Source organism: Cohnella sp. SGD-V74, assembly GCF_003001675.1.
Taxonomy (GTDB): Bacteria; Bacillota; Bacilli; order Paenibacillales; family Paenibacillaceae; genus Cohnella.
Genome location: NZ_PVYW01000009.1, coordinates 32,807 through 59,444, shown reverse-complemented (window position 1 = coordinate 59,444; position 26,638 = coordinate 32,807). Strand labels below are relative to the sequence as shown.

Below are 26,638 nucleotides of genomic sequence, written 5' to 3'. Positions count from 1 at the left end.
GCCTCCCGTCATCCTTGCAGCTCCGCGATTCTCGCCAGCACTTTGTCCCGCTTGTCGCGGTAATCCTGCCCTTTGGCCCGCTCTTGCTCGACGACTTGCGCCGGCGCTTTGGCGATATAACCTTCGTTGGACAGCTTCTTCTCGACGCGCTGCACTTCCGCGTTCAAGTTGTCCAGCTCCTTGTTCAGGCGGGCGATCTCCTGCGCGATGTCGATCAGCCCGGCCAGCGGCAAATACAGCTCCGCGCCCGTCACGATCGCCGTCATCGCCTTGTCCGGAGGCGTCAGCCCGCGATCGAGCGTATAGGCGGACGTATTGCAGAAACGCTGGATGTAGATCTCGTTCCGGGAGAAAATCGCTTCCTCCGCTTCCCCCGTCGGCTTCAGCAGCAGCTCGACTTTCTTGCCCGGCGATACGTTCACTTCGGCGCGAATGTTGCGCACGGCGCGAATCGCCTCCATCAGCAGCTCCATTTCCTTGACCGAGCCCGGCGCTTCGAATTCGGCGCGGTATTCCGGCCATGCCGCCAGCATGATCGTCTCGCCCTGCTCGTGCGGCAGATGCTGCCAAATTTCCTCGGACAAGTACGGCATGAACGGGTGCAGCAGACGCAGCGTGCGATCCAGCACGTAAGCCAGCACCGACTGCGTGCTGCGCTTGGCCGCCGCGTCTTCGCCATACAGCGTAAGCTTGGAAAATTCGATATACCAGTCGCACAGATCGTCCCAGATGAAATTGTACAGCAGACGTCCGGTTTCCCCGAACTCGTAGCTTTCCATCAGGCGCGTAATGTCCCGAGCGGTCTCGTTGAACCGGTGCAGAATCCAGCGATCCGCCGTCGACAGCTCGCCGCTCAGATCGATCTGATCATGCGTGAAGCCTTCCAGGTTCATGAGCGCAAATCGCGAAGCGTTCCAGATCTTGTTCGCGAAGTTGCGCGCCTGCTCGACCTTCTCGAAGCGGAAGCGCAGATCCTGTCCCGGCGTGCTGCCGGTGGAGATCATGAAGCGCATCGCGTCCGCGCCGTATTTCTCGATAACCTCGAGCGGATCGACGCCGTTGCCGAGCGACTTGGACATTTTGCGGCCTTCCGCGTCGCGGACGAGTCCGTGAATGAGCACGTCCTTGAACGGAATGCGATCCGTAAACTCCAGCGCGGTGAAAATCATCCGGGCAACCCAGAAGTAGATGATGTCGTAGCCGGTCACGAGCACGTCGGTCGGGTAGTAGCGCTTAAAATCGTCGCTGTCCTCCGGCCAGCCGAGCGTGGAGAACGGCCAGAGCGCCGAGCTGAACCACGTGTCGAGCACGTCGTTATCTTGCTTCCATGGCGAGCCCGGCTCTTCCGCGCCCTGCGGAGCTTCGAGTCCGACGTAGATCTCGCCGGTCGTCTCGTGGTACCAAGCCGGAATGCGGTGTCCCCACCAGAGCTGGCGGGAAATACACCAGTCGCGCACGTTCTCGATCCAGTGCAGATAAATTTTCTCGAACCTGTCCGGCACGAAGTTAACGCCCTCTCCCGACTTCTGGGAGGCGATCGCTTTCTCGGCCAGCGGCTTCATGCTGACGAACCATTGCGTCGACAAATACGGCTCGACGACGGCGCCGGAGCGCTCGCTGTGGCCGACCTGGTGCACGTGGTCCTCGATATTGATGCAGACGCCCTGCTCCTGCAAGTCCTTGACGATCGCCTTGCGGCATTCGGCACGGTCCATGCCTTCATACGGGCCTGCGAACTCGTTCATCTTGCCGCCTTCGTCCATGACCGTAATTTGCGGCAAGTCGTGCCTTGAGCCGACCTCGAAGTCGTTCGGATCGTGCGCCGGCGTAATCTTGACCGCGCCGCTGCCGAACTCCTTGTCGACGTATTCGTCTCCGATAATCGGAATTTCGCGGTTCACGATCGGCAGCAGAATCGTGCGGCCGATCAGGTGCTTATAGCGCTCGTCTTCCGGATGAACGGCGACGGCGGTATCCCCAAGCATCGTCTCCGGACGCGTCGTGGCGACCGTGATCGATCCGCTTCCGTCGGAGAGCGGATAACGGAGGTGATACAGATGCCCGTTCACTTCCTTGTATTCGACCTCGATGTCGGACAGCGCGGTGCGGGCCGCCGGATCCCAGTTGATAATCCGCTTGCCGCGGTAGATCAAACCTTTGTCGTACAGACGCACGAACACTTCGCGCACGGCCTTCGACAAACCTTCGTCCAGCGTGAACCGCTCGCGGGAGTAATCGAGGCTAAGTCCCATTTTCGACCATTGGTCGCGGATCGTTCCCGCGTAGAGCTCTTTCCACTCCCACACCTTCTCGAGGAACGCTTCGCGTCCGAGGTCGTAGCGGCTCTTGCCTTCTTCGCGGAGCTTCTGCTCCACCTTCGTCTGCGTGGCGATGCCGGCATGGTCGGTGCCCGGCAGCCACAAGGCGTCGAAGCCCTGCATCCGCTTAAAGCGGATCAAAATATCCTGCAGCGTAAAATCGAGCGCATGCCCGATGTGCAGCATGCCGGTGACGTTCGGCGGCGGGATGACTATCGTGTATTTGGGCGCGTCGGGGCGACGTCCGGCTTGAAAATACCCGCTCTTCAGCCAATGATCGTACCATTTGCGCTCTGCGCTCGTCGGGTCGTAGGTCGTCGGCAATTCGACGTTCGGGCTTTTCGTGGATTCGGACATGTGTGGCACTACCTCCATAGAAACATCGATTAGCGGTTTGCTTGCGGCCGGCCTCGGCTTAACATCTCAACAGCCTCGACGAGCCGCCAAAAAATACAAAAACCTCCCGTCGCAAAGGACGAAAGGTCAACTTCCGTGGTACCACCTTCGTTCCGCACGGACCGGACAAGCGGACCATAACGGCACTCGACGCAAAGTAACGGTTGCGACCGTCCCGTTCTACTCGCCTCCGGCTAACGCGCCGAATTTCGAACCGGGAAACTCCAGGGCGACTCGCAGCAGCTCGTTTCCCGCGGAACCTCTCAGCGCTGAATTGACAGCGGCCCCGCTCTCTGACGGACGATCTGACTACTCTTCCCTATCCTCGTTATTGTAACTTATTTTACCTCCCCCCCGTTAGAGAGTCAATACAGGCGCTTCGGAGGGGCAGGGATAACGCTGCTGCGATTATTCGCCAGAGTTCAGCAAGTCTAATCCGTCAGTTTGGCAGTCTCGCTTTTCGCTCCACTTTCCACTCCTTTTGTCGATATCCCCTTCCTTCAGTTCTCCTCGGCCATACGCCTCTCTTTCATCTTTTTTTGCCGCTATCCCCTCCGGTCAGTTCACGCCTTACCTGTCCTGCCGCTTTTTCGCCCCTTTTGCCGCTATCCCTTCCGGTCAGTTCACGCCATACCTGTCCTGCCACTTTTTCTCCCCTTTCGCCGCTATCCCTTCCGGTCAGTTCACGCCTTACCTGTCCTGCCGCTTTTTCGCCCCTTTTGCCGCTATCCCTTCCGGTCAGTTCACGCCTTACCTGTCCTGCCGCTTTTTCACCCCTTTTGCCGGTATCCCTTTGGGTCAGTTAGAAATCACGTCCAGTTGATCGCGGATTGCATCTTTCACAACCACCTATTCTGAATTCACGAAGTCTAGCGGCCGTTACCAGTCTGGCAAGCTGACTCGAGTCTCACGGCAACCTTCCCTCAGACCTGGATGATCCGCTCCTTTTCGAACGCAACGCAGCCAATCACTCACACTCCATGATCCTGTTCTTTTTCAAAATCGGGTCTAAAACTGAGTCGCTGGCCCCCCTAAGAAGCTGCTGAACGCTGATTCACAGCCGTGAGAATGATCAACTGACTAATCGGGATCGCTTATCACTAAACGCTAAATAACCAGACTCCTGAGCTGTCGGGATAAAGACAAATGGAGGATATGCCACGGCCGATCCGCAGGAAGTGTGCGACCAACCTGATTAAACGGGATATCGGCAAAAGGAGGGAAAAGGCACTACGTACTGATTCAGAATGTTGCGCAGAAACTGATTAAACGGGATATCGGCAAAAGGAGGGAAAAGGAACTACGTACAGATTCAAAATGGGGCGCAGAAAAACTGAGTGGACGGGATACCGGCATAAGGAGGGAAAAGGAGCTACGTACAGATTCAAAATGGGGCGCAGAAAAACTGATTAGACGGGATATCGGCATAAGGAGGGAAAATGAACTACGTACAGATTCAAAATGGGGCGCAGAAAAACTGACTGGACGGGATATCGGCATAAGGAGGGAAAAGGCACTACGTACAGATCCAGAATGTTGCGAAGAAAACCTGATTGGACAGGATACCGGCTCTTGGGCCCCCCGCAAAGTAATCGGAATAAGCTGCGAAAAGCTTAACGTCACTTTGCGGGGGATCAAGCACTCGGAAGAAGATAGATGCACCCGGCACCCATACATCCAACCATCGATAATCGTTCGATACGGCTCTGTTTACTTATGGAACAGCTTCCGATCGCATGCTCATCTTACGGAATGTACAGCACCTGACCTTCCGATAAGTAAGGCTCCTGCAGGCGATTGTAGAGCTGGAGCTCGCGCGTCTGAAGGTTGTAGCGGCTGGCGATCGCTTCGAGCGTCTCCTCGCGCTGGACGATGCACATTCTGACCTTGCGGAACGATTGCGCCTCCGAGCCGCTGTTGAGGAACAGCCGCGTCCACTCGATTTCGTCGCCCGTGCTGGCGTTCTGCGCGGCCGCGTTCGCCGCCTGCGCCTCCAGCTCCGCCTGTTCCGCCTCCTGGGTGCGAAGCAGCGCTTCCCGCTTCGCGCCCTTCTCTCCGAGTTGGGAGAGCAGGCCGACCCCCGACGACTGGGACGACGACGCTACCGAATCCAAAGGCTTGCCCCCCAAGGCAACCCGGACATCCGGCTTCTCTTCGGCCGCCGGAAGCTGGGGCTCGGCCTCCTGGAACGCCTCGGCTTCCCCCTTAACCTCCACCGGAGCCTCGGCGTCGGCATAGGCGTCCGCCTGCTGCTCCGTCGCCGGTCTCTCCTTCGACAGATCGCCCCACAGAACGGGCTCGGCGGCTTCCTGCGCTTCCTCGGCTATTTTCTCCTGCGCGGCTTGGGCCTGATCGCTTCTCGATTCCTCCAGGTGTTGGAACATCGACAGCCAGCTGCTTTCTTTGGCTTCCTTGGCCTCCTTGGACGCCTCGTAAGCAAGCGCCGCGTCCGTCTCCTGCTGCAAGCCCCACTCGTCGACGCGTTCCTGTTCGACCAGTTCTCCGCCCAGAAGCGGGACTTCTTCCGCGGCTTCGGCCTCTCTGGCGATCCCGGAGTCGAACGAAGCTTCCTCCGCCGCCGTTCCTGGCAGCGAATCGTCCTGAGCGTCCTCCGACCGCGCCTGATGCACGACCGTGAAGCTGTCGTTCCGCCAGATCGGGCTCTGGACGGATTGAATTTGCAGTCCCCGCAGCGCGAGCACGCCCGTTACGTTGAGGGATCGGGTCGTCAGCAGATCCACGTCGAAGTTGTCGATCTCCACCGCCAGTTCCTCCACGCTTTGAATCCGGTTAAGCGGCAAGGCGATCTCCACGGGAATCCAGTGCTCAAGCTGGGACAAGCCCGCGCTGCCCTGAGACCGGTAAACTCCCGACAACAGCAAATGCCCCCTTAACAGCACTTGGTCGTCTTGAGGCAAAGCTTGCATATGAGGTACCAATTCGATTTCTTCCAGCTCTTCGATTGCGGCTACATCGTCAGGCAGATGCACGCGCTCGTAAATATCGAATCGCAACCCGTTCAACTGGTCCGTCACGACGAAGTCCTCCTTTCGGCATTAGCGTCCGGCCGATACGACCGGTACCTATGCAATTCATTAATTATCTATATGCCGGGGATGGGCGGGCATGACTGAAAATGCAAACAACCTCTGCCGTCCCGGGCAGAGGTTGCAGCCGCATCTATCGAGTTGCGATCAAAGGTTGGACAGAGCAGCCCGATGCGCTTCGATCGTCAGATCGATGTCGCTTTCGGAATGCGCCGTGGAGACGAACCAGCCTTCGAAAGGAGAAGGAGCGATATTGACTCCGTTGTCCAGAAGCCTGCGGAACACGGTGCGGAACCGCTCCGTATTCGACGTCTTCGCGATGTCGTAATTGATGACGTGCTTGTCCGTAAAAAACGGGCACACCATGGACCCGACGCGGTTGATCGTCATCGGAACTCCGAACTGTTCGGCATTGCGCTCAAGACCGACCTGCAGACGGCCGGACAGCCGCTCCAGAAGCTGGTACGCTTCCTCTGTCATTAACTTCAGCGTCGTGTAGCCGGCTGCCATCGCCAGCGGATTGCCGGACAGCGTCCCCGCCTGGTAGATCGGGCCGACCGGAGCCATGCGCTCCATGATCTCCCGTTTGCCTCCGTACGCGCCGACCGGAAGGCCGCCGCCGATAACTTTGCCCAGGCAGGTCAAATCCGGAGTCACTCCGTACAGCCCTTGCGCGCAGTTGAGATGCACCCGGAAGCCGGTCATCACCTCGTCGAAAATAAGCAGGCTGCCGTAGCGTTCGGTCACTTCCCGCAGGCCCGTCAGGAAGCCCGGCAGGGGAGGAACGACGCCCATATTGCCCGCGATCGGCTCCACGATGACCGCCGCGATGTCTTCGCCGTACCGTTCGAAGGCGAGCTTTACGGACTCAATATCGTTGTACGGAACGGTCAATGTATGGGAAGCCACGCTCTCCGGCACGCCCGGGCTGTCGGGAAGTCCCAGAGTCGCCACGCCGGACCCCGCCTTGATCAGAAGGCTGTCCGCATGTCCGTGATACGAGCCTTCGAACTTCAAGATCTTGCTTCTCTTCGTATAGCCGCGCGCCAGCCGCAGCGCGCTCATCGTCGCCTCCGTACCGGAGTTGACCATGCGCACGACTTCGACGGACGGCACCCGCTCGCAGACGAGCTCGGCCATCAGCGTCTCCAGCTCGGTCGGCGCACCGAAGCTCGTTCCTTTCTCCGCCGTGCGCTTGATCGCTTCGACGACTTCCGGATGCGCGTGGCCCGCGATCAGCGGCCCCCAGCTCAGCACGTAATCGATATACGTCTGCCCGTCGATGTCGGTAATCCGGCTTCCTGCGCCCTTATCGATGACAAGCGGGGTCAGCCCCACCGATTTGAAGGCGCGCACCGGACTGTTCACCCCGCCCGGAATGACGCGCTTCGCGCGTTCGAACTCCGCCTTGGAGCGGGAATCGACGCGAATTCGCTCTTTTTCGCTCATATTCGTCACGTCCTACTATCAGAATTGGAAAAGGCTGTGTTAAACTGGATACGCGCTGTTAAACCATCCCGCCGACCGAACGCTACATAGAGCAGGAGAGATGATTCCATGATCGAATGGCTGAAAAAAGTATCGCTCTTCGACAATTTGAACGACGAGCAGCTCGAGCACGTCCTGCGTATCTCACATAGAAAAACGTTCCCTGCAGGAACGATTCTGTTCCATGAAAAAGACATGGGCCTCACCTTCTACGTCGTCCTCAGCGGCTCCATCAAGCTGTTCACGAGGAGCAGCAGCGGCGAGGAGAAGGTGCTGTCGCTCGTCAGCGGCGGCGAAAGCTTCGGAGAGCTGTCCCTGCTCGACGGCAGGCCGCGCTCGGCTTCCGCCCAGACGCTCGAGAAGACGACCGTACTGGAGCTCGCTTCGGAGCAGTTCATGAGTCTGCTGCAGGCTCACTTCGATATTACCCGGGGCATTCTGGCCGAGCTCTGCCGCAGATTGCGGGCGACCAACGAGCACGTCAACGACCTGACGTTCCTCGACGGCCGGACGAGAGTGCTGAAGAACCTGATCGCCCTGGCCAACCGCAACGGCAAGAGGGAGGGCAACCTCATCTTCATCCCGATGTCCCTCAACTACGACGAACTGGCCCAGATGGCCGGCGTGAGCAAGCCCGCCCTGGCCGACGTCGTCCGCGAGCTGGAGACGCGCGGCGTTCTGCAATTCGGCTTAGGCGAATACAAGCTTAACCTCGACAAGCTCCGCGGCTAAATCCAAGCCGCCTTAATTTCCCCTCAGCCAGCGCGCGGCATCCTTGGCGTGATACGTAATGATGAGATCCGCGCCCGCGCGCTTCATGCCAGTCAACGTCTCCAGCACGATCGCTTTCTCGTCGATCCAGCCCTGCTTGGCCGCGGCCTTGACCATCGAATATTCCGCACTTACGTTGTAAGCCACGATCGGGAGCGCGAATCTGTCCCTGAGCATGCGGATGATATCCAGATAGGCAAGCGCCGGCTTGACCATCAGGAAATCGGCTCCCTCGTCGACGTCGCTTTGCGCTTCGCGCAGCGCCTCGCGGGAGTTCGCCGGGTCCATCTGATACGTCTTGCGGTCCCCGAACTGCGGCGCGGAATGTGCGGCTTCGCGGAACGGACCGTAGAAGGCGGACGAGTACTTCACCGAATACGACATGATCGGAACGTTCTCGTATCCCGCTTCGTCCAACGTCCGGCGAATCGCCCAGACGAAGCCGTCCATCATGTTGGACGGCGCGATAATGTCCGCGCCCGCGCGCGCCTGGGATACCGCCGTACGCGCCAGCAGCTCCAGCGATTCGTCGTTGTCGATCTCCGCGCCGCATTCCGTCTCGTGAACGACGCCGCAATGCCCGTGATCGGTATATTGACACAGGCAATTGTCCGCGGCGACGACGAGTTCCGGGTACAGTGCCTTCATTTTGCGAATCGCTCTCTGAGTAATGCCGTTATCGTCGTAAGCGGACGTCCCCTGCGCGTCCTTGTGAGCGGGCACGCCGAACACCATAACCGACTGGACTCCCGATTCGACGATGTCGGCCAGCTCCCGCTCCATCGTATCGAGCGACCAGTGATAGACACCCGGCATCGAGGAGATCTCCTCCTGCACGCCTTCTCCTTCCGTAATGAAGATCGGCATCATAAAATCGTTAGCCTCCAGGCTCGTCTCCCTGACGAGACTGCGCAGTCCGGCCGAATTTCTCAATCTGCGGTTACGAACAATCGGATAGGCCATAACAGCTCATTCTCCCTTCTTGCCGCGCTCTATGAGCGCCTGAACCAAACCTTCTATCGTATAGTCGTCCGGCATAATCGACACCTTCAGACCGTGCTCTTCGGCCGTCTTGGCCGTGACCGGACCTATGCAGGCGATCTCGCTCCTCGCGAGCGCCCTCTGCGGATCTTCTACGCCCAAGCGGCGAAGCGCCTCGAGCAGATTAACTACCGTCGAAGAGCTCGTGAACGTGACGGTGTGGATCTCGCCGTTCTCCAGCATCTCCGGCAGCCAGATATCCCGGGGAACGGACAGCTCCGTGTCGTAGACGTCGATCTCGACCGTCCGAACGCCCTTCGCCCTGAGCTCCTCCGGCAAAATCTTCCGCGCCAGGTCTCCCCGCGGCAAGAGCGCGATCTGCCCTTCCGCGACCTGATCGGCCAATCTGTCCAGCAGCCCCTCGGCGCGAAAGCTCTCGGGGAGCAAGTCGGCCCGGATGCCCCGCAGCGCCAGCGCATCAGCCGTCTTCGGGCCTACCGCCGCGAACTTGGCCCGGTGAAACCGGCGCACGTCGACGCCGAAGCGGTCTAGCCAGCGGAAGAAATAATCGACGCCATTCACGCTCGTCAGCATCACCCAATCGTATTCCTCCGCGCGGGCGAGCGCGTCCCCGATCGCTTCCTCGGCTTCCTTGCCCTCCGGCAGCTTCGTCTCGATGACGGGAAATTCGTACGCTTCCCCGCCCAGTTCGTCGATTCTCGCCACCAGCTCGCTCGCCTGGGAACGCGCCCGCGTGACGAGAACGCGCCGTCCGAACAAAGGCTTGCTCTCCACCCAGGCCAGCGTCTCGCGCTGCTTGACCACCTCGCCGACGACGATAACGGCGGGAGGCTGCAAGTTGGCCGCCTTCACCTTCTCCTCGATGTCTCCGAGTGTCCCGACGACCGTGCGCTGCTCCGCCCTTGTTCCCCATCGCACGAGCGCTACCGGCGTCTCCGGCGGCCTGCCGTGCCGGATCAATTGTTCGCTGATGTATCCGATCTTGGCGACGCCCATCAGGAAGACGAGCGTTCCCGTCGCGTTCGTCACTTTGTCCCAGTAGATCGAATGGTCGAGCTTGTCCGGGCTCTCATGGCCCGTAATGACGGAAAAGGAAGAGGCGAGATCGCGATGGGTAACGGGAATGCCCGCGTACGCCGGAACCGCGATGGCCGAAGTAATGCCCGGTATGATCTCATAGATAATGCCGTTTCGCCTGAGCAGCTCGGCCTCTTCGCCGACGCGCCCGAATACGGTCGGATCCCCGCCCTTCAGCCGGACGACCGTCTTCCCCTGCAGCGCCAAGTCGACCAACAGCCGATTGATCTCCTCCTGCTTCATCGTATGGCGGTCCGGCAGCTTGCCGACGTAAATTCTCTCCGCATCGGACCTCGCATGATTGATCAGATGAGGACCCGCCAACCGGTCGAAAACGACGACATCGGCGCGCTTCAGCGCCTCCAGACCTCGGACGGTGATCAACTTCGGATCTCCGGGGCCGGCCCCTACCAAGTACACTTTTCCTTTTTCCATCCGCGTCTATTCCCTCGCTTCCGCCAATAAACTGCCCGCACCCCGGCTCAGCAGCGCTTCCGCCGCATGCGAACCGACCTGAAGCGGATCGGGACCCGAAGCGGATTCCCGAAGCAGCCGTCTTCCGTCCGGCGAAGCGACCAGCCCTTCCAGCGTCAGATCGCCGTCCGCATTGTCCGTCTCCAGACGGGCGTAAGCGCCGATCGGCACCTGGCAGCCTCCGTTGAGCAGCCCGAGCAACCGCCGCTCGGCCTCGACAGCCCGTGCGGTCGCTTGATCGTTCAAGCGGCCCAGCAAATCCAACAGTTCGCCGTCGCCGCCTCGGCACTCGATCGCCAACGCTCCTTGGCCGACGGCGGGAAGACAGATTTCGGGGGACAGGTACTCGGTAATCCGATCTTTCCAGCCCATCCGGTGCAGCCCCGCGGCCGCGAGCAAAATCGCGTCGAAGCCCTCCTCCTCCAGCTTGCGAAGCCGGGTATCGATATTGCCGCGAATCGATTCGATCTTAAAGTCCGGCCGATACGCCTGCAGCTGAGCCGAACGGCGGAGGCTGCTCGTCCCGATCCGCGCTCCTTGAGGAAGCTCGGCAAGGGGCTTGCCCCCTCTGCTTACGATGCAGTCCCGCGGATCTTCGCGGCGGGGGATCGCGCCGATGACCAGACCTTCCGGCAGCTCGAACGGCATATCCTTCATGCTGTGGATCGCCATGTCGATCTGCCCGTTCAGCAGCGCTTCTTCGATTTCTTTTACGAACAGCCCTTTGCCGCCTACCTTGGACAGCGTAACGTCCAAAATCCGGTCGCCCCTCGTGACGATCGGTTTGACTTCGAACGTAAACGGCAGGTTATCCCTTTCGCACAGTTCCTTGAGCAATTGAATCGTTTGGTTCGTCTGCGTCAGCGCTAGAGCGCTCTGCCTGGATCCGACGATGATGTTCCGCATTAAGTATCTGTCCCTTCCGTTCGTTTCGCGAGTTGCCGCAGCCGTGCGATAAGCTTGTCCGCATCGTCCAGCCAGGAAGCCGCCCGCCACTCGGCGAGCGCTTCGTCCGTGACGGCCGCGCCGAGCAGAGCCCGGCGTTCCGACGGATCGGCGACATGCGCCTTGACGATGCGGCGAATCGTTCTCAAAACCTCGACGTTCTCATTGTAGTTCTGCCCGTACCTTTCGGCAAGCTCTCCGATAATGCGAACCGGCAGCGCAGGCCCGGCTCCCGTAGCGCTCGCCGTCAGGACGAGATCGCCTCTGCGCAGCACGGCCGGCACGATGAAGTCGCCGCTCTCCCCGTCGTCCGCCACGTTCGCGGGGATTCCCCGCTCGGCCGCCGCTTCGGCCAGCCGGCGATTCAGATCGGGGCGGTCCGTCGCGGCGAAGACGAGAATCGCCCCGTCCATGTCGCGCTCCTCCGCCTCCTTCTCCGTCCAGCGAAGCTTGCCGACGCTTGACCATGCGAGCAGCGCCGGCGTAACCTTCGGACTTACGATATGGACGTCCGCGTTCGCCTCCAGCAGTCCCCCCGCTTTGCGCTGCGCGACCGCTCCGCCTCCGAACACGACGCATTTGCGCCCGTCGAGCCTGAGCAGCACAGGATACCAGCCCGCCATCGGCGTCCCCTCCCATTCTTATGCTCTTCCCAGTTCCGGCTCAGACGATTTGATGGAACGAAGACGCCGAGCCGACGAAAAATCCGACGACAAGCAAGGCGTAACCGAGCAGGTTCCAGATGGCCAGCTTGGTCCCGTCGTCCCTGGACCTGATTTTCCGCAGCAGATAGAAGATATACACCAGTCCGGCCATAAAAGACAGCATCACCCGGCCGTCGAACAGCTTGCCCGGATCGTGGTCGATAATGAGCGCGGCCGTTCCCGTGGACAGCGACAGCAGCAGCAGCGGAACGCCGATCGCCCCAAGTCGGAACGCGTAGCTGTCTATCGACTCCAAGCTCGGCATTTTGCTCATGACGTGCGTCCACTTCTTGGTCTTCAGCTTTCGGTGCAGGAACAGGTACATCGCTCCGAGCAGCGCGGCGATCGTGAGCAGCGCGAACGAGAGCGTGATCAGGCTGACGTGCATGATCAGCAGCCTTCTCGCCACCTCCCACGGCTCCAGCGCCGCGGTATGCTGAGGCCGCTGGATCAGGTTAAGCGCCAGCACCGCGAAGCCGGCGACGTTCACGAGCAGCACCAGCAACTCCGCCCGCAGCAGACGATTGAGAATAAAGGAGACCGACACGAGCATCCACGATACGAAAAATAAATAATCTTTCGCCGTCAGCTGCGGAACGGAAAATCTCTCGATCAGGAAGCTGAGCAGAAACGCGCCTTGCAGAATCCACACAAAAACAAGCAGCCCTGTTCCTACCTTTTTCGCCTTCGGGTTGCCGGAAGCGGCATCGGAGACGAAAAAAAGCAGACTCAGGGCGTAAATATAGAGTACGGCATCGGTTAACCAATCCTGCGTGATCATGAGGGCAGCGCCTCCAGCCTCCGCTTGCGTTTATTGCAGCGCTCCCGCCAGCTGCGTCAGCAGCTTGTCGACGTCCAGTACGGGCGCGGAGCTCGTCTTGCGGGATTTCTCCTCGGCCTTCTCTTCCGCTTTCAGCCGGGCTACTTCCTCTTCGAGCGCGAACAGCTGCATGAACAGCTTCATCGCTTCGTCGCTGCGTTTCTCCGCGGCCAGCTCTTTAATGCGCAATATCGGATCGTGAATGACCTGATTGACAATGCTCTTCGTAAGCTTGCGAATGACTTTCAACTGCCGTTCGTCCAGCTCCGGGAGCTTGCGGACCAGGCTGTCCAAGGTGCTGTCGTGAATAGCGGCGGCTTTCTCCTGCAGCGCGCGAATCAGAGGGCTGACTCCAAGCGTCGCGTACCACTGGCGATACGCCTCGCTCTCCAGCTCGATCATCTCTTCGATGATCTCGGCCTCTTGACGCCTCTTCGCGAGATTCGTCTCCACGATGCCTTCCAGATCGTCGATATCGTACAGGAATACGTTCGGCAGATCTCCGCTGGCCGGTTCGATATCTCTGGGCACCGCGATGTCGATCAGGAACAGCGGCCTCTTCTTGCGCGAGGCCATGGCCGCTTCCACGTTCTTGCGAGTGAGGACGAACTGGTCGGCGCCCGTGCTGCTGATGACGATATCCATATCGGCAAGCCGTTCGATCGCACGTTCCAGCTCCATCGCCGTTCCTTGGAATTTGCCCGCCAGCTCGCGGGCTTTCTCCACCGTGCGGTTCACGACGAATACTTCCTTCGCGCCGTTGGCGTGCAGATGCTGAGCGGTCAGCTCGCTCATCTTGCCCGCCCCGACGATCATGACCTTCTTGTCGTCGAACCGGCCGAAAATGCGCTTGCCCAGCTCTACCGCCGCATAGCTGACGGATACCGCATTTTCCCCGATCGAAGTGCTGGAATGGGCCCGCTTGGCGAGCGTGACCGCCTGTTTGAACAGACGGTTAAACAGCGTCCCGGTAGCGCGCTGCTCCTGCGCCAGCAGGAAGGCGTCGCGAACCTGGCCCAGAATCTGGGTTTCGCCGATAATCATCGAATCGAGTCCGCTTGCGACGCGGAACAAATGCTCGACCGCGCGATCGTCCTCGTACATATACAGATGGCTGTTGAATTGCTGTCTCGGGATGCTGAACCATTGCTCCATGAACGAACGGATATAATGTCCGCACAGCTGCAATCGGTCTACGACCGCGTAGATTTCCGTCCGGTTGCAGGTCGCCACGATAACTCCTTCGAGAATGCTGGTCGTCTGCCGAAGGGCTTGCAGGGCAAGCGGCATCTCCCGATCGGACAACGCGAACCTCTCGCGGATTTCCACGGGAGCGGTACGATAGTTCAATCCGACGACGATCAGATGCATGGCATTCACCCGGCTTTCTTCCATGAAGTAAGGACTGGCCTGTAATATCAACGATTATTATAGCATAGTTGCGGGGATGCTCACCCGTCAAATATGAAAACTTTATGAAAACCTCTGAATTCAAGGTTCGATGTCGAAATTCGCTTCCCGAACCGCTTCGCGAACACAATCGGACTTTTGGAACAACCTTTCCTATTGTCGTCGAAACGGCCCCGTCGTATGCGACGGAAAAGAAAAAGCCATGAGCGGGCCGCCCATGGCTTGAAGGCTTATTTTACAAGTTCCGCCTGCTGGATGGCCGGCTCCTCGACCTGAAGTTCGCCGAGTCCCCGAATCAGCTTCTTGGCGTACGTCTTCGCCGGCTTCAGAACGCTGACGAGATAATCGATTGCGAGCTGCGGATCCACGGTTTCGCCGCATGTATAACAATCGATCGCGGCAAAGCCTTTCTCAGGATACGTGTGAATGGAAATGTGGCTCTCCGAGAGCATGACCAATACAGTTGCGCCTTGAGGCTCGAACTGCTTCGCTTGAACCGAGAGTACGGTCGCGCCGCAAGCTTCCGCCGCTTCCACCATGTGCGATTGGAGAAGTTCCGCGCTGTTCAGTAAATCGATGTTGCCTCCCCATGTGTCAACCGCAACGTGCCGTCCGAAAGTCGAATATTCCATCTTTCGGTTCCCCCTTCCTAGGAATAAAATTGTGAAACTGATTTCATCCGCTAGGACCTACGTCATTCACTTGGAGGGAATTTGCTCTCACCGCATTCCTTGAGTGAATCCTGGTTCCTAATGTATTGAGTTGTCAACGAATCTAAAAATAACATCTAATCTGGGTAAATGCAATAGTTTTTTTCGCAGGGGGGAAGGACAACTTTCACCATGGCCCGTAAGGGATTTCAAGCTTTTCGCAGGGGATCTCGCAAGTCATTTTTTTCCGTCTGTTTCCGCGGCTCCGTTAGGCTGCAACTCCAGTGTATGCGCCGCTCCGGTTAACGTGCATTCGCCTCTCTCGCGGGGGCAATCGCCGCTGGTCCGCATATGCAAAAAGAGAGCCGGGAGGCTCTCTTCGACGTACCGCGCGGTTCAATCGCCCGTCAAGCTTCGAGCGCGAACAGCATGCGGCTATGGGATGTCAGGCTGTTATCGATCTCACGGATCAGCTCGGCGTCTTGCGTCTGGTTGCGCAGATCCAGCAGGTCGTTGACCGAGCCGCGCAGACGCTTGATCTCCTCTTCGACGGACGCCAGATGGAACAGCGATTCCAGACGCCCGGCCGTGTCGCGATGCTCGAACACGGTGCGCAGGGTCGTTCCCTTGCATTCCGCGATGCGGGCGACTTTGCCTTGAATATAGTGATAAATCATCGTAAAACCTTCATAAATCCGATTAACGACCGCATCTCCCTTGAAGGTCGACACGAGCTTGCGCAGCGCATTGGTCAGCTTCGGATGAACGACCCGGCACGTCAGCTCGCAGCGGAACTGTCCGTCCGCGCGTTCGAACGTGAGGCGAATCGACTCTCCGACGCTCTCGTCCTCCAGCACGACTTCGTGATTGCCGTTGTCCAGGACGAACACTTGCAGACGAAGCTGTTGCTGCTCGCACATCGAAATCAATTGCCGCATTTCGGCTTCCGTCAACTGCAGGTTGGCATTGACATACTCCGTGGCTACGCGTTGAGCCATAAAATCTCCTCAATTCCCTTGTCTTGCGATTGGATTACGCGCTATCTATGTTTAATTATACGCGAAATCGCAAGCCGTTTCCTCCCGTCCGAACGCGATAATCACGGAAAAATCGGTTAAAAATCGATTCCTCGCGCGATCCAGACGATTTATTACCCGTTATTCTCCGTTTCCTGCGCTATGTTCGCGGGTTCAGAGGAGGAATTAGGCGCTATTCCTGCCGCTTGCGCGATCATGCTCCATAATTCATCCCTTCCTTGCCCCGTCTCGGACGAGAAAAGAACGAGCGGAACATGCCCGGGCATTCCGAGGCTTTGCCGGATGATCTTCAAATGCTTCGGCCATTGCGAGCGCGATACTTTATCCGCCTTGGTCGCCACCACGGTCATCGGAATGCCGTAATGGGACAGCCATTCGTACATGCGCACGTCGTCAGCCGAAGGCGGGTGCCTCACGTCGACGAGCTGCAGCACGAGCTTCAGCGGTTCCCTCTCGCGCAAATAGCGCTCGATCATTTTGCCCCAGGCTTCGCGCTCCGACTTGGACACGCGGGCATAGCCGTAACCGGGAAAATCAACGAAGAACAGCTCTTCGTTGATCCGGTAATAGTTCAGAGTCTGCGTCTTCCCCGGCTGCTGGCTCGTGCGGGCGAGATTGCGCCGCAGCAGCATCTTGTTGATCAGCGAGGACTTGCCCACGTTGGAGCGGCCGGCCAGAGCCACTTCCGGAAGATCGCCTTCCGGATATTGACTCGGACCTACCGCGCTGATCACGAATTCGGTCGTCTTGATTTTCATGGAAATAAAGTTCTCCTATCCTGTCCGTCCTGTCAGTGCGTGCTCAGAGGCGGCGTTTCCTCCGGCTTGTCGTCCACGGGCGGCTGCAGCCCCGCCGCCGGCTCCATCCCTTCGCCGCGCTCTTCTCCGGTCCCCGGTTCCCCGACGACCGCCCAAGGCTCCGTCAGAGCCTCCCGCAGCACTTCGTCGATGTGGGAGACGGGAACGAACGTCATGCTCTCCCGCACGCTGTCCGGGATATCGCGCAAATCCCGCTCGTTGTCCTTGGGCATCAGCACCTTCGTAATGCCCGCGCGGTGAGCGGCCAGCGACTTCTCCTTCAGGCCGCCGATCGGCAGCACGCGTCCGCGCAGCGTAATCTCTCCGGTCATCGCCACTTCGCGGGACACTTTGCGCCCGGTCAGCGCCGAGACGAGCGCGGTCGCCAGCGTAATGCCGGCGGAAGGGCCGTCCTTCGGAATGGCGCCCTCCGGAATATGAATGTGAATATCGTTCTTCTCGTGGAACTGGGGATCGATGCCGAACTCCTTGGCCCTGCTGCGGGTGTAGCTGAACGCCGCCTGCGCCGACTCCTTCATGACGTCGCCCAGCTGCCCGGTCAACGTCAGTTTGCCCGAGCCGGGCATGATCGTCACCTCGATGACGAGCGTATCGCCGCCGACTTCGGTCCATGCGAGCCCGGTAACGGCGCCGATCTGATCCTCCTGCTCCGCCATGCCGAACCTGAACTTCGGCGGGCCGAGCAGCTCCTTAAGCTTCTTCCCGTCGATGACGATCGGCGCGGACGACGGATCGTAGACGAGCGTCTTGGCCGCCTTGCGGCACAAGGAAGCGAGCTGCTGCTCCATGTTGCGCACGCCCGACTCGCGGGTATAGTGCCGAATCAGCGACAGCAGAGCTTCCTTCTCCACGACGAGCTGATCCTCTTCCAGACCGTGGTCCCGCTTCTGCTTGGGCAGCAGATGGCGCTCGGCGATCTGCTCCTTCTCCAGCTCGGTGTAGCCCGGAACTTGCAGCAGCTCCATCCGATCCAGCAGCGGGCGGGGAATGTTGTGCACGACGTTGGCCGTCGTCACGAACATGACGTTCGACAAATCGAACGGCACTTCGACGTAGTGGTCGCTGAACGTCGTGTTCTGCTCCGGATCGAGCACCTCGAGCAGCGCGGAAGCCGGATCGCCGCGAAAGTCCATCGCCATCTTGTCGATCTCGTCCAGCAGGAATACCGGATTGGCCGAGCCCGCATTGCGCATCCCTTGCAGAATGCGACCCGGCATCGCGCCGACATAGGTGCGGCGATGGCCGCGGATTTCCGCCTCGTCGCGAACGCCGCCCAGCGAGATGCGAACGAATTCGCGGCCGAGCGATTTGGCGATCGACTTGGCGAGCGACGTCTTGCCGACGCCCGGAGGACCTACGAGACAGAGAATCGGTCCCTTCAGCTTCTTGACCAGCTTCTGCACGGCCAAGTACTCCAGCACGCGCTCCTTCGGCTTGTCGAGGCCGTAATGCTCGTCGTTCAAAATCTGCTCGGCTTTGGCAATATCCAAGTCGTCTTCCGTCATCTTCGACCACGGCAGCGCGAGCAGCCATTCCACATAAGTGCGGATGACCGCCCCTTCCGCGGAGGACGCCGGCATTTTCTCCAGACGGTCGATCTCCTTCGCCGCCTTGGCCGCGGCTTTCTCGGGCAGGTCCGCCTCGGCGAGCTGGGCTCTCAGCTCCTCGATCTCGCCGGCCCGGCCTTCCTTGTCGCCCAGCTCCTTCTGAATCGCCTTCATCTGCTCGCGAAGGTAATACTCCTTCTGCGTCTTCTCCATCTGCTTCTTGACGCGCTGGCTGATTTTGCGTTCCAGCTCGAGCACTTCCCGCTCGTTGCCGAGAAAATCAAGCAGCTTCTCCAGACGGGGACGAATCTCGACGGTTTCGAGAATTTCCTGTTTGTCTTTTATCTTGAGCGACAAGTGACTCGTGATGACGTCGGCCAGGCGGCCCGGCTGATCGATGTCGGACACGGCGGCGAGCGTCTCGGGAGTCACTTTCTTGGACAGGTTGATATAGTGCTCGAACTGGCTGAGCACGGCGCGCATGAGCGCGTCCAGCTCCGAGTCGTTGGTCTGGGATTCGTGAAGCTCGTGGGCCAGCACCTCGTAGAACTCGTCGTTCGGCAAGTACTGTTCGATCTCCGCCCGGCTAACGCCTTCTACCAGCACGCGGATCGTTCCGTTGGGCAGCTTCAGCATCTGACGGACTTTGGCAATGGTTCCGACCCGGTAAATATCCTCTTGCGTGGGCTCCTCGATGTTGACTTCCGATTGGGAACACAGCAGGATCATATGATCGTCGATCATGCATTGCTCCAACGCCTTGACGGATTTCTCCCGTCCGACGTCCAGATGGAGCACCATGCTCGGATATACGAGTAGCCCTCTTAAGGGCAGCAGGGGTATGGAACGGCTCTTCTGTTTGCTCGAACCCATAATTGACGCACCTCGCTGTTCAGGAACGATTTCAAAACCTTTCGTCATTGTATCAAATGTAGTCGCTCGCCGCAAAAAACGGTCCCTAAACATAAGGAGACGCCCGTCAGTCAGTATAAGCCGACTGGGGGCGTCCCTATATCTTAATCAGTGCGAAGCGGCTGCTCCATAAGCGCTTTAAGTTGCTCGGAAAGATGATCCATACTAAAGGTTCAAGGGGGATGTACCTCCTTCCGATGCTATACGCTCCTGAAATCTGAATAAGTAAACCCGTTAATCGGTGATTTCAGGAACGTATGAGGCAGTCTCCAGGAGGTACATCCCCCTTACTTTGTTTATCGATCATCTTAAGCAACTGTGCTTAGAGGGTCAGCCGCTTCGACTGTACGCCTAACGTTCAATCGTACGCTTCGCGCCCTCGGCGGGCCGCTGGGCTTCGGACGGCAGCGGCAGCTTCCCGGCGTGCAGCACCGAACCCGCCGGAGCGGCAGCGAAAGACTCGGCGGCCACAGGCAGCTCGACGCTCTGCAGCTTCTCCGCCATCCAATCCGTCGCCTCGCCGAACACGTGCCGGAACACGTCCTCCATCCGATCGACGGGAATGACTTTGACGCCTTCGAGTCCCTCGAAGATCGCCTGCCAGTTCTCCTTCGGAATGAGCACCGTGTCGGCTCCGGACTGGAACGCGGCTTCGACTTTGGCGACGACGCCGCCGACCGGCTTGACCGCGCCGTGAATGCTGATCTCCCCCGTCATCGCGAGCTTGTTGTCGACCGGCTGCCGGGTCATCGCGGAGGCGATCGCCACCGCCATCGCGACGCCGGCGGAAGGACCGTCCACCGGAGTTCCACCGGGGAAGTTGACGTGCAGATCGTAATTTTCCGGTTGAAACCCGTGACTCCTGAGCACGGTCAGCACGTTGTCGAGCGAGCCCTTCGCCATGCTCTTGCGCCGGAGCGTCCGCTGGCCGCCGCCCAGCTCTTCTTCTTCCACGACGCCGGTAATGTTGAACTGCCCCTTGCCCCGCTGCGCGGGAATGGCGGACACTTCGATCTCCAGCAGCGCTCCCATGCTCGGTCCGTAGACGGCCAGGCCGTTGACTAGGCCGATTTGCGGCTTGGAAGGCACTTTGCGGTCGGGCCGCGGAGGAAGCTGGCTGCTGTTGACGACCCACTCGATGTCCGCCCCGGTCAATTGCTCGCGGTTCTCGGACAAAGCGAGGCCGGCGGCCAGTTGCACGATATTGACCGCTTCCCGGCCGTTCGTCGCGTATCTCTTGACGACTTCGAGCGCATCGGGCAGAGGCGCGAAGCCGATCTTCTGAATGGCGTTCTCGGCGATCTCCGCGATCTCGTCCGGCAGCAGCGGGCGGAAATACACCTCCATGCACCGGCTGCGCAGCGCCGGAGGAAGCTCGCTCGGCGATCTCGTCGTCGCGCCGACGAGCCGGAAGTCGGCAGGAAGGCCGTTCTGGAAAATGTCGTGGATGTACAGCGGAATGTTCGTATCCTCCGCATGATAATACGCGCTTTCCAAATACACTTTGCGGTCCTCCAGCACCTTGAGCAGCTTGTTCAGCTGAATCGGATGGAGCTCGCCGATCTCGTCGATGAACAGAATGCCCCCGTGGGCTTTCGTCACGGCCCCCGGCTTCGGCTGCGGGATACCCGCCACGCCCATCGCTCCGGCGCCCTGATAGATCGGATCGTGAACCGATCCGATGAGCGGATCGGCGATGCCGCGCTCGTCGAAGCGGGCCGTCGTCGCGTCGATCTCGGTGAACTTCGCGTCCAGTCGGAACGGCGACAGCTTGTTTTTCTTCGCCTCCTCCAGAATGACGCGAGCCGCCGCCGTCTTGCCGACCCCGGGAGGCCCGTAGACGAGCACGTGCTGCGGATTGCCGCTGCACAGCGCGGCTTTAAGCGCGCGCAGCCCTTCCTTCTGTCCGACGATGTCGGCGATCGACACCGGCCTCGTTCTCTCCGCCAGCGGCTTCGTCAAAGAGATGGAGCGAAGCTTCCTCAGCTTGTCCATCTCCTTCCGCGATTCGCGGTCTACCGCGCTGCGGTTGCTCTTCTGATTGCGCAGCAAGTTCCAAAAATAAATGCCGATTACAACGGCAAAGAAAACTTGAATCAGCATCAGAATCATGCTTAAGTTCATCTGCGATCATCCTCCCCGATCCTTGCTTCCGGACGTCCCGGCCGGCAGGCGGCCATACACAAAAAAACCGACGCCCAGGCTATACTTGGTAGTATTGCCCGAATGTCGGTCCCTATAGTCATGTGATCTCCAGCAGTTCGCGGATATCGTCTTCCGTCAGCGCGGACAGCGTCGTCTCGCCCGGCCGGACGATCTCTTCGATCAGATCCTTCTTGCGCTGCTGGAGCTGAAGCATTTTCTCCTCGATCGTGCCTTGCGCCACCAGCTTGAACACTTGGACGACCTTCTTCTGCCCGATGCGGTGCGCCCGATCCGCCGCCTGCTGCTCCACCGCCGGGTTCCACCACAGGTCGAACAGCACGACCGTATCCGCTCCGGTCAGATTCAATCCCGTTCCGCCCGCCTTCAGCGAGATCAGGAACAGCTCTCTCTCCCCGCCGTTAAACGCGTCGCACATCTCGACCCTTCTGGCGGAAGGCGTGGAACCGTCCAGATAAAAATAGGATACATCCCGGGCGTCCAGCTCCTGCCGGATAATGTCCAGCATCGAAGTGAATTGCGAGAAGACGAGCATGCGCTTGCCGCCGGAACGGCACTCCTCGATCAGCTCCAGCAGTTGCTCCAGCTTGCCCGAGCTTCCCTCGTAGCCTTCGAGGAACAGCGAAGGATGGCAGCAGAGCTGACGAAGCCGGGTCAGTCCGGCCAAAATCTTCATCCGGTTGCGCTGGAAGCCTCCGTCCTCGGACAAATCCCGGACGACGTCCGATTGCAGCCGCTCCAGATAAGCGAGGTAAAGCCGCTTCTGATCGGCGGACAGCTCCGACGGCTGCACGCTTTCGATTTTGTCCGGCAGCTCCTTCAGCACGTCGCTCTTGAGCCTGCGGAGAATGAAAGGACGCACGATCCTGGCGATTTTGTCCCGCGGAAGATCCGCGAACGACTTGCGGCTTCCGAACAAGCCGGGAAACACCGCTTCGAAAATCGACCACAGCTCGTCGAGCGAATTCTCGATCGGCGTCCCCGTCAGCGCGAATCGCTGCCCGGCTTGAAGCCGCCTCACCGCGTGGGAAGTCAAGGAGGCGTGGTTTTTGATCGCCTGCGCCTCGTCCAGGAACAAGGCGCGGAACGTCCGCTTCTCGTACCAGTCGATATCCCGCCGCAGCAGCGGATAAGACGTAATCCAGACGTCCGCTCCCTGCAGGCCGTCATCCATCAGCCCTTCGCGTTCCTGGGGGTCGCCGGCCGCGACGACCGTCCTGAGCCCCGGCGCGAACCGTCTGACCTCCCTCTCCCAGTTGTAGATGAGCGAGGCCGGACAGACGATCAACACCGGGGATGCGGCAGCAGAGCCTTCTTCCGGAGGAGCCGCCGTCTCGGAGACGATGTACGCGATGCTCTGGATCGTCTTGCCCAGCCCCATGTCGTCCGCGAGTATGCCGCCGAGGCGGTAATGGGACAGCGTCTTCAGCCAATGGAAGCCGAACTTCTGATAGTCTCGCAGCACCGGCTCCAGCCCGGACGGAATTTCGAAATCGAGGTTGTCGGGATGACGAAGATTGTCCCACAGCCGGCGCAGAGACTTTCCGACCTGGACGCCCCGGGAGGCGCCGCCGAACCGGTCCATCAGCTGGAAGCCGCGAACGGCCGGCATGCGCATCCGCGTTCCGTTCATCTCCGACTTGCGAAGGTCGAGATCCTCGAACAGCCGGGTAATGTCGCGAAAGCTTTCCTGCTCCAGAGACAGGAATCTCCCGTCGGGAAGCCGGTAATATTTTTTCTTCTCCAGCAGATTTTGCATCAGCCCGCGAATATCCGCTTCGTTCAGCCCTTCCATGTCGAAGGAGAATTCGAGCCAATTCGTTCCCGCATCGACGTCCAGCTTGGCCCAGGGCTCGTATTCGGCTTCCCGCATAACCGTCCGCACCGCTTCGGTCGCGTAGACGTCCACGTCGTCTCCAAGCTGGGGAAGAATGCCGTACAGAAAATCGTACATCTCGTCCTCGTGGTCCAAATAGACGTCCTTCCCGTTGAACTTGAAGGCCGCGCGTTCGATCAGCGCCATGATGCGGTTCTCCCGGTCGAGATCCCGCATGAGCAGAACGTCTTCCCTCGCGTTCTTGGTCTCCTTCTGCGGCAGCGGCGTAATGACGATGTCGTCGTACGCGTATTCCAGACGCGCCAGCAGCCGGTCGTCCTCCATGTCCAAATACAGGCGGGCGTTAAGCGGCGGGCTGACGATCCGGTCGGCAATGTGCGGCGAAATTTCCACCCGAATCATCGCCTTCAGCTCGCGCACGACGCGATCGATGAACGGTTCGATCTGCTCGGACGATATAAGCAGCCTTGTGCCCGATTCGTATTGGAACAGGTTCTTCAATTCCGCCAATCTCCTAAGCCGATCCGGATCGGCGCGGAAGAGCAGACCTCCGGAGACGGCAACGCCGTAGCTGTCCAGAAATACGGTGTCGTTCAAGCCTTCGAAGACGAGCTGGTAGCCGCCGCTTCCGGCTCTGTCCAGACGAGCCGCAATCGGAAGCTCCCCTTCGACCAGTTCCATCGCATGAACGCCCATCTTGTCCTCGAAGCTGACGCTGGCCCGCCCCAGATAGGGCAGCATTCTCTCCCAGACGGCGGGAGGAACGGCCAATATTCTTTCCTCGCGGTAAGAATACGAAGACAGCGAATGAAGCAAGTCCTTGTAAGTCTCTTCGGCATGCATCGCTTCCGTCAGCAAGCCGATCAGCGCTTCGTCATGCTCCTTGAACGCATGCTCGGAAGGGTCGTACGAGAAATGTTTGGCGAACGCCATCTGCGTGCCGCTCTCGAAGTTCTTCAGGAAATCTTTGATTTTCTGCACGACGTACATGCGGGACAGCCCGACTTTCATCGAGACGGCGAACATCGTGCGGCCGCCGAAGCTCTTCACCAGCTTGAAGGCGTATTCCGCCTCCAGCGTCCGCTTCTCCCACGCCTCGTCTTCCAGCGTCTGCAGAGAGGCTTCCGTGCGGCGGCTGAGAGCCCGATCGAACAAAAAGATAACCTGCTTCGTCAGATGGACGTCCTTCCCGGACATCTCTTCCTCCTCCGCAGGCAATCTCTCCTCTTCCGCCAGCTTCAACAATACGGCGACGATATGCTTGCAGTACGACAGGGGAGCGTACGCCTCGCATCCGCAGGACGCCCTTAGCTCCCCGTCCCTGCCGGCCTCCACTTCGACCTCGTATTTCTCGCGGTTAGCCCCTTTTACGGTCGCTTTGTAGCCGGCCTCGCTGCCCGACTCCATCCTGACGGCCAGTACCTGACCCGAACGAAAATAAGCTTCGCCGCGCAAATACGTCGCTTCGTCGCTCATTTCCCGGATCGATTGCTTATCGAAGACGAATTCGTTCACGCCCTTTGAACCGGCCGGCCGAAGCCGCGGACGCCCGCCTTACGCCGAAGGCATCGGCGTATCCGTAGGCTTGGCGTATCCGGTTTGATATTTGCTGTCGATATGCTTGCGAATGTCCAAGTTCGACTTGCCTTGCTGCTTCAGCTGAGCCGACTCGACGGCGATCTGGACGCAGACGCCGCACCTTGTGCCGTGATCGTCCCACTCGACGGTCCCGTCCTCGCGAACCTCGTGGATGAAGCAGTTCAGATTGCTCTTATGTCCTGCGCTGCCGCCGCAGCCGCAATAACAAGGAATCCATTGCAGCGTGTCGTCGAGCGCGCCGGCGATCTGGTAAGCCAGCCTGACCGCGTCCGGCTGCTCCTCCAGAAAGAAGGGCAACGTATCCGACGAAGCGGTAATCTCCCTGAGATCGCCGTTAGGCGCATGGGAAGCGTGGGACGAATGTCCCTCGCCGGAAGAAGCCTGTTCGGCTTTCCCGCAGGCGCTCATGACCAGCAGCCCGAGGCCCAGCGCCGCAACCGCCAGCTTCTTCATCTTAGCCATGTCTCCTCCCCGGTATAACTCCCGTCTCGGCATACGCCGCCGCGATCTGGTCGATTTCTTTCTTCAACTCGTTAACGAGCTCCGCCTCCGGCACTTTGCGGATCATCTCGCCGTAACGGAACAGCATGCCTTCGCCCCGCGCGCCGGCAATGCCGATGTCGGCTTCGCGAGCTTCGCCCGGTCCGTTGACGGCGCAGCCGAGAACGGATACCTTGATCGGAACCTTGAGCTTGGACAAATATTCCTCGACCTCGTTCGCCACAGCGAACAAGTCGATATCGAGCCGCCCGCAGGTCGGGCAAGAGATAAGCGTCGGCGCGTCGGTAATCAGACCGAACACCTTCAGCAGCTCCCTGGCTACCTTGATCTCTTCCACCGGGTCCGCGCTGAGCGAGATTCTCATCGTGTTGCCGATGCCGTGGTTCAGCAGGACGCCAAGCCCCGCGGAGCTCTTGATCGTGCCGGAGAACAGCGTACCGGCCTCGGTAATGCCCAGGTGGAGCGGATAACGGATCACTTCGGCCGCTTTCGTATACGCCTCGATCGCCATCGGAACGTCGGACGCCTTCAGAGAAACGATGATGTCATGGAAATCGAGCTCTTCGAGAATGCCGATGTGGAACAACGCGCTCTCGACCATCGCTTCGGCCGTCGGGTAGCCGTACTTCTCGAGCAGATGGTTTTCCAGCGATCCCGCGTTCACGCCGATCCGGATCGGGATGCCCCGTTCCTTGCACGCCTTGACGACCGCCTCGACTTTCTCGCGGCGGCCGATGTTGCCGGGATTGATCCGAACTTTGTCGATGCCGTTCTCGATCGCCAGCAGAGCCAATCTGTAGTCGAAATGAATGTCGGCGACAAGCGGAATGCTGATGCGCTTCTTGATCTCCTTGATCGCTTCGGCCGCTTCCTTGTTATTGACGGTGACGCGGACGATCTGGCAGCCCGCTTCCTCCAGCCGCTTGATCTCGGCGACGGTGGCTTCCACGTCCGCGGTTTTCGTCGTGCACATACTCTGCAAGATGACCTTGTTGTTGCCGCCGATCGTCAGGTTGCCGACTTGGACGGCGACGGTATCCGTACGTTTGTACATATATGTTTCTCCCCTGTATACGCCAAAGTCCACCCCGCATGAGCGCGGGGTGGAACCGGCAATCTAGG

At 59.5% G+C, this 26,638-nt stretch carries 18 protein-coding genes; 1 reads left to right on the top strand and 17 read right to left on the bottom strand.

Features of this window, described 5'->3' with window-relative positions; all coding sequences use genetic code 11:
• Positions 1–8 precede the first annotated feature (8 nt).
• From B0G52_RS14985 to hemL, 3 genes are all read right to left on the bottom strand, one after another.
• Positions 9–2,675, bottom strand: coding sequence for a valine--tRNA ligase (locus tag B0G52_RS14985; protein WP_094045652.1), 2,667 nt, complete (start codon positions 2,673–2,675; stop codon positions 9–11).
• 1,784 nt (positions 2,676–4,459) lie between these two features.
• Positions 4,460–5,749, bottom strand: coding sequence for a LysM peptidoglycan-binding domain-containing protein (locus tag B0G52_RS14980; protein ID WP_094045650.1), 1,290 nt, complete (start codon positions 5,747–5,749; stop codon positions 4,460–4,462).
• Between the two features lie 159 nt (positions 5,750–5,908).
• Positions 5,909–7,210, bottom strand: coding sequence for a glutamate-1-semialdehyde 2,1-aminomutase (gene hemL / locus B0G52_RS14975; RefSeq protein ID WP_094045648.1), 1,302 nt, complete (start codon positions 7,208–7,210; stop codon positions 5,909–5,911).
• 108 nt (positions 7,211–7,318) lie between these two features.
• Here hemL and B0G52_RS14970 point away from each other — a divergent pair, with 108 nt between their 5' ends.
• Complete coding sequence (locus B0G52_RS14970; RefSeq protein WP_094045646.1) at positions 7,319–7,981, top strand: Crp/Fnr family transcriptional regulator; 663 nt, start codon at positions 7,319–7,321, stop codon at positions 7,979–7,981.
• Between the two features lie 12 nt (positions 7,982–7,993).
• Here B0G52_RS14970 and hemB read toward each other — a convergent pair whose 3' ends face one another.
• The 14 genes from hemB to ispG form a co-directional block, all read right to left on the bottom strand.
• On the bottom strand, positions 7,994–8,983 hold the full coding sequence (gene hemB, locus B0G52_RS14965; RefSeq protein ID WP_094045644.1) for a porphobilinogen synthase: 990 nt from the start codon (positions 8,981–8,983) through the stop codon (positions 7,994–7,996).
• Between the two features lie 6 nt (positions 8,984–8,989).
• Positions 8,990–10,534, bottom strand: a complete 1,545-nt coding sequence (cobA, locus tag B0G52_RS14960; RefSeq protein WP_094045642.1) for a uroporphyrinogen-III C-methyltransferase — start codon at positions 10,532–10,534, stop codon at positions 8,990–8,992.
• Between the two features lie 6 nt (positions 10,535–10,540).
• The gene (hemC, locus tag B0G52_RS14955; protein ID WP_094045640.1) at positions 10,541–11,479 is read right to left on the bottom strand and encodes a hydroxymethylbilane synthase; all 939 of its coding nucleotides are present in this window, start codon (positions 11,477–11,479) and stop codon (positions 10,541–10,543) included.
• Complete coding sequence (locus B0G52_RS14950) at positions 11,479–12,141, bottom strand: precorrin-2 dehydrogenase/sirohydrochlorin ferrochelatase family protein (protein ID WP_094045638.1); 663 nt, start codon at positions 12,139–12,141, stop codon at positions 11,479–11,481. Before B0G52_RS14950 ends, hemC begins: the two co-directional genes overlap by 1 nt.
• A gap of 40 nt (positions 12,142–12,181) precedes the next feature.
• Entirely contained in the window at positions 12,182–13,003 is an 822-nt protein-coding gene (gene ccsA / locus B0G52_RS14945; RefSeq protein ID WP_094045636.1) for a cytochrome c biogenesis protein CcsA, read from the bottom strand.
• A 30-nt stretch (positions 13,004–13,033) separates the two neighbouring features.
• Positions 13,034–14,413: a glutamyl-tRNA reductase gene (hemA, locus tag B0G52_RS14940; protein ID WP_094046014.1), complete on the bottom strand. Its 1,380-nt coding sequence runs from the start codon at positions 14,411–14,413 to the stop codon at positions 13,034–13,036.
• A gap of 269 nt (positions 14,414–14,682) precedes the next feature.
• On the bottom strand, positions 14,683–15,084 hold the full coding sequence (gene speD / locus B0G52_RS14935) for an adenosylmethionine decarboxylase (protein ID WP_094045634.1): 402 nt from the start codon (positions 15,082–15,084) through the stop codon (positions 14,683–14,685).
• 425 nt (positions 15,085–15,509) lie between these two features.
• Positions 15,510–16,100, bottom strand: a complete 591-nt coding sequence (locus tag B0G52_RS14930; protein WP_094045632.1) for a non-ribosomal peptide synthetase module — start codon at positions 16,098–16,100, stop codon at positions 15,510–15,512.
• 152 nt (positions 16,101–16,252) lie between these two features.
• On the bottom strand, positions 16,253–16,897 hold the full coding sequence (yihA, locus tag B0G52_RS14925) for a ribosome biogenesis GTP-binding protein YihA/YsxC (protein WP_094045630.1): 645 nt from the start codon (positions 16,895–16,897) through the stop codon (positions 16,253–16,255).
• Between the two features lie 32 nt (positions 16,898–16,929).
• Positions 16,930–19,377 carry an endopeptidase La gene (gene lon, locus B0G52_RS14920; RefSeq protein WP_094045628.1) on the bottom strand — a complete coding sequence of 816 codons (2,448 nt, stop codon included), beginning with the start codon at positions 19,375–19,377 and terminating at the stop codon, positions 16,930–16,932.
• A 390-nt stretch (positions 19,378–19,767) separates the two neighbouring features.
• Entirely contained in the window at positions 19,768–21,540 is a 1,773-nt protein-coding gene (gene lonB / locus B0G52_RS14915) for an ATP-dependent protease LonB (protein WP_094045626.1), read from the bottom strand.
• A 118-nt stretch (positions 21,541–21,658) separates the two neighbouring features.
• The gene (locus B0G52_RS14910) at positions 21,659–24,931 is read right to left on the bottom strand and encodes a DEAD/DEAH box helicase (protein ID WP_369827066.1); all 3,273 of its coding nucleotides are present in this window, start codon (positions 24,929–24,931) and stop codon (positions 21,659–21,661) included.
• A gap of 39 nt (positions 24,932–24,970) precedes the next feature.
• A complete protein-coding gene (locus tag B0G52_RS14905) occupies positions 24,971–25,468 on the bottom strand; it encodes a PCYCGC motif-containing (lipo)protein (RefSeq protein ID WP_198960656.1) in 498 nt (165 codons plus the stop codon).
• A gap of 1 nt (position 25,469) precedes the next feature.
• Positions 25,470–26,570, bottom strand: coding sequence for a flavodoxin-dependent (E)-4-hydroxy-3-methylbut-2-enyl-diphosphate synthase (gene ispG / locus B0G52_RS14900; protein WP_094045622.1), 1,101 nt, complete (start codon positions 26,568–26,570; stop codon positions 25,470–25,472).
• Positions 26,571–26,638: the final 68 nt, after the last annotated feature.

Coding starts and splice junctions, on each gene's coding strand:
- ispG (WP_094045622.1), bottom strand. CDS start 26,570: ATGTACAAACGTACGGATACCGTCGCCGTCCAAGTCGGCAACCTGACG.
- ccsA (WP_094045636.1), bottom strand. CDS start 13,003: ATGATCACGCAGGATTGGTTAACCGATGCCGTACTCTATATTTACGCC.
- B0G52_RS14970 (WP_094045646.1), top strand. CDS start 7,319: ATGATCGAATGGCTGAAAAAAGTATCGCTCTTCGACAATTTGAACGAC.
- hemC (WP_094045640.1), bottom strand. CDS start 11,479: ATGCGGAACATCATCGTCGGATCCAGGCAGAGCGCTCTAGCGCTGACG.
- hemL (WP_094045648.1), bottom strand. CDS start 7,210: ATGAGCGAAAAAGAGCGAATTCGCGTCGATTCCCGCTCCAAGGCGGAG.
- B0G52_RS14905 (WP_198960656.1), bottom strand. CDS start 25,468: ATGAAGAAGCTGGCGGTTGCGGCGCTGGGCCTCGGGCTGCTGGTCATG.
- B0G52_RS14930 (WP_094045632.1), bottom strand. CDS start 16,100: ATGGCTCAACGCGTAGCCACGGAGTATGTCAATGCCAACCTGCAGTTG.
- hemB (WP_094045644.1), bottom strand. CDS start 8,983: ATGGCCTATCCGATTGTTCGTAACCGCAGATTGAGAAATTCGGCCGGA.
- B0G52_RS14950 (WP_094045638.1), bottom strand. CDS start 12,141: ATGGCGGGCTGGTATCCTGTGCTGCTCAGGCTCGACGGGCGCAAATGC.
- hemA (WP_094046014.1), bottom strand. CDS start 14,413: ATGCATCTGATCGTCGTCGGATTGAACTATCGTACCGCTCCCGTGGAA.
- lonB (WP_094045626.1), bottom strand. CDS start 21,540: ATGAACTTAAGCATGATTCTGATGCTGATTCAAGTTTTCTTTGCCGTT.
- lon (WP_094045628.1), bottom strand. CDS start 19,377: ATGGGTTCGAGCAAACAGAAGAGCCGTTCCATACCCCTGCTGCCCTTA.
- B0G52_RS14985 (WP_094045652.1), bottom strand. CDS start 2,675: ATGTCCGAATCCACGAAAAGCCCGAACGTCGAATTGCCGACGACCTAC.
- yihA (WP_094045630.1), bottom strand. CDS start 16,897: ATGAAAATCAAGACGACCGAATTCGTGATCAGCGCGGTAGGTCCGAGT.
- speD (WP_094045634.1), bottom strand. CDS start 15,084: ATGGAATATTCGACTTTCGGACGGCACGTTGCGGTTGACACATGGGGA.
- cobA (WP_094045642.1), bottom strand. CDS start 10,534: ATGGAAAAAGGAAAAGTGTACTTGGTAGGGGCCGGCCCCGGAGATCCG.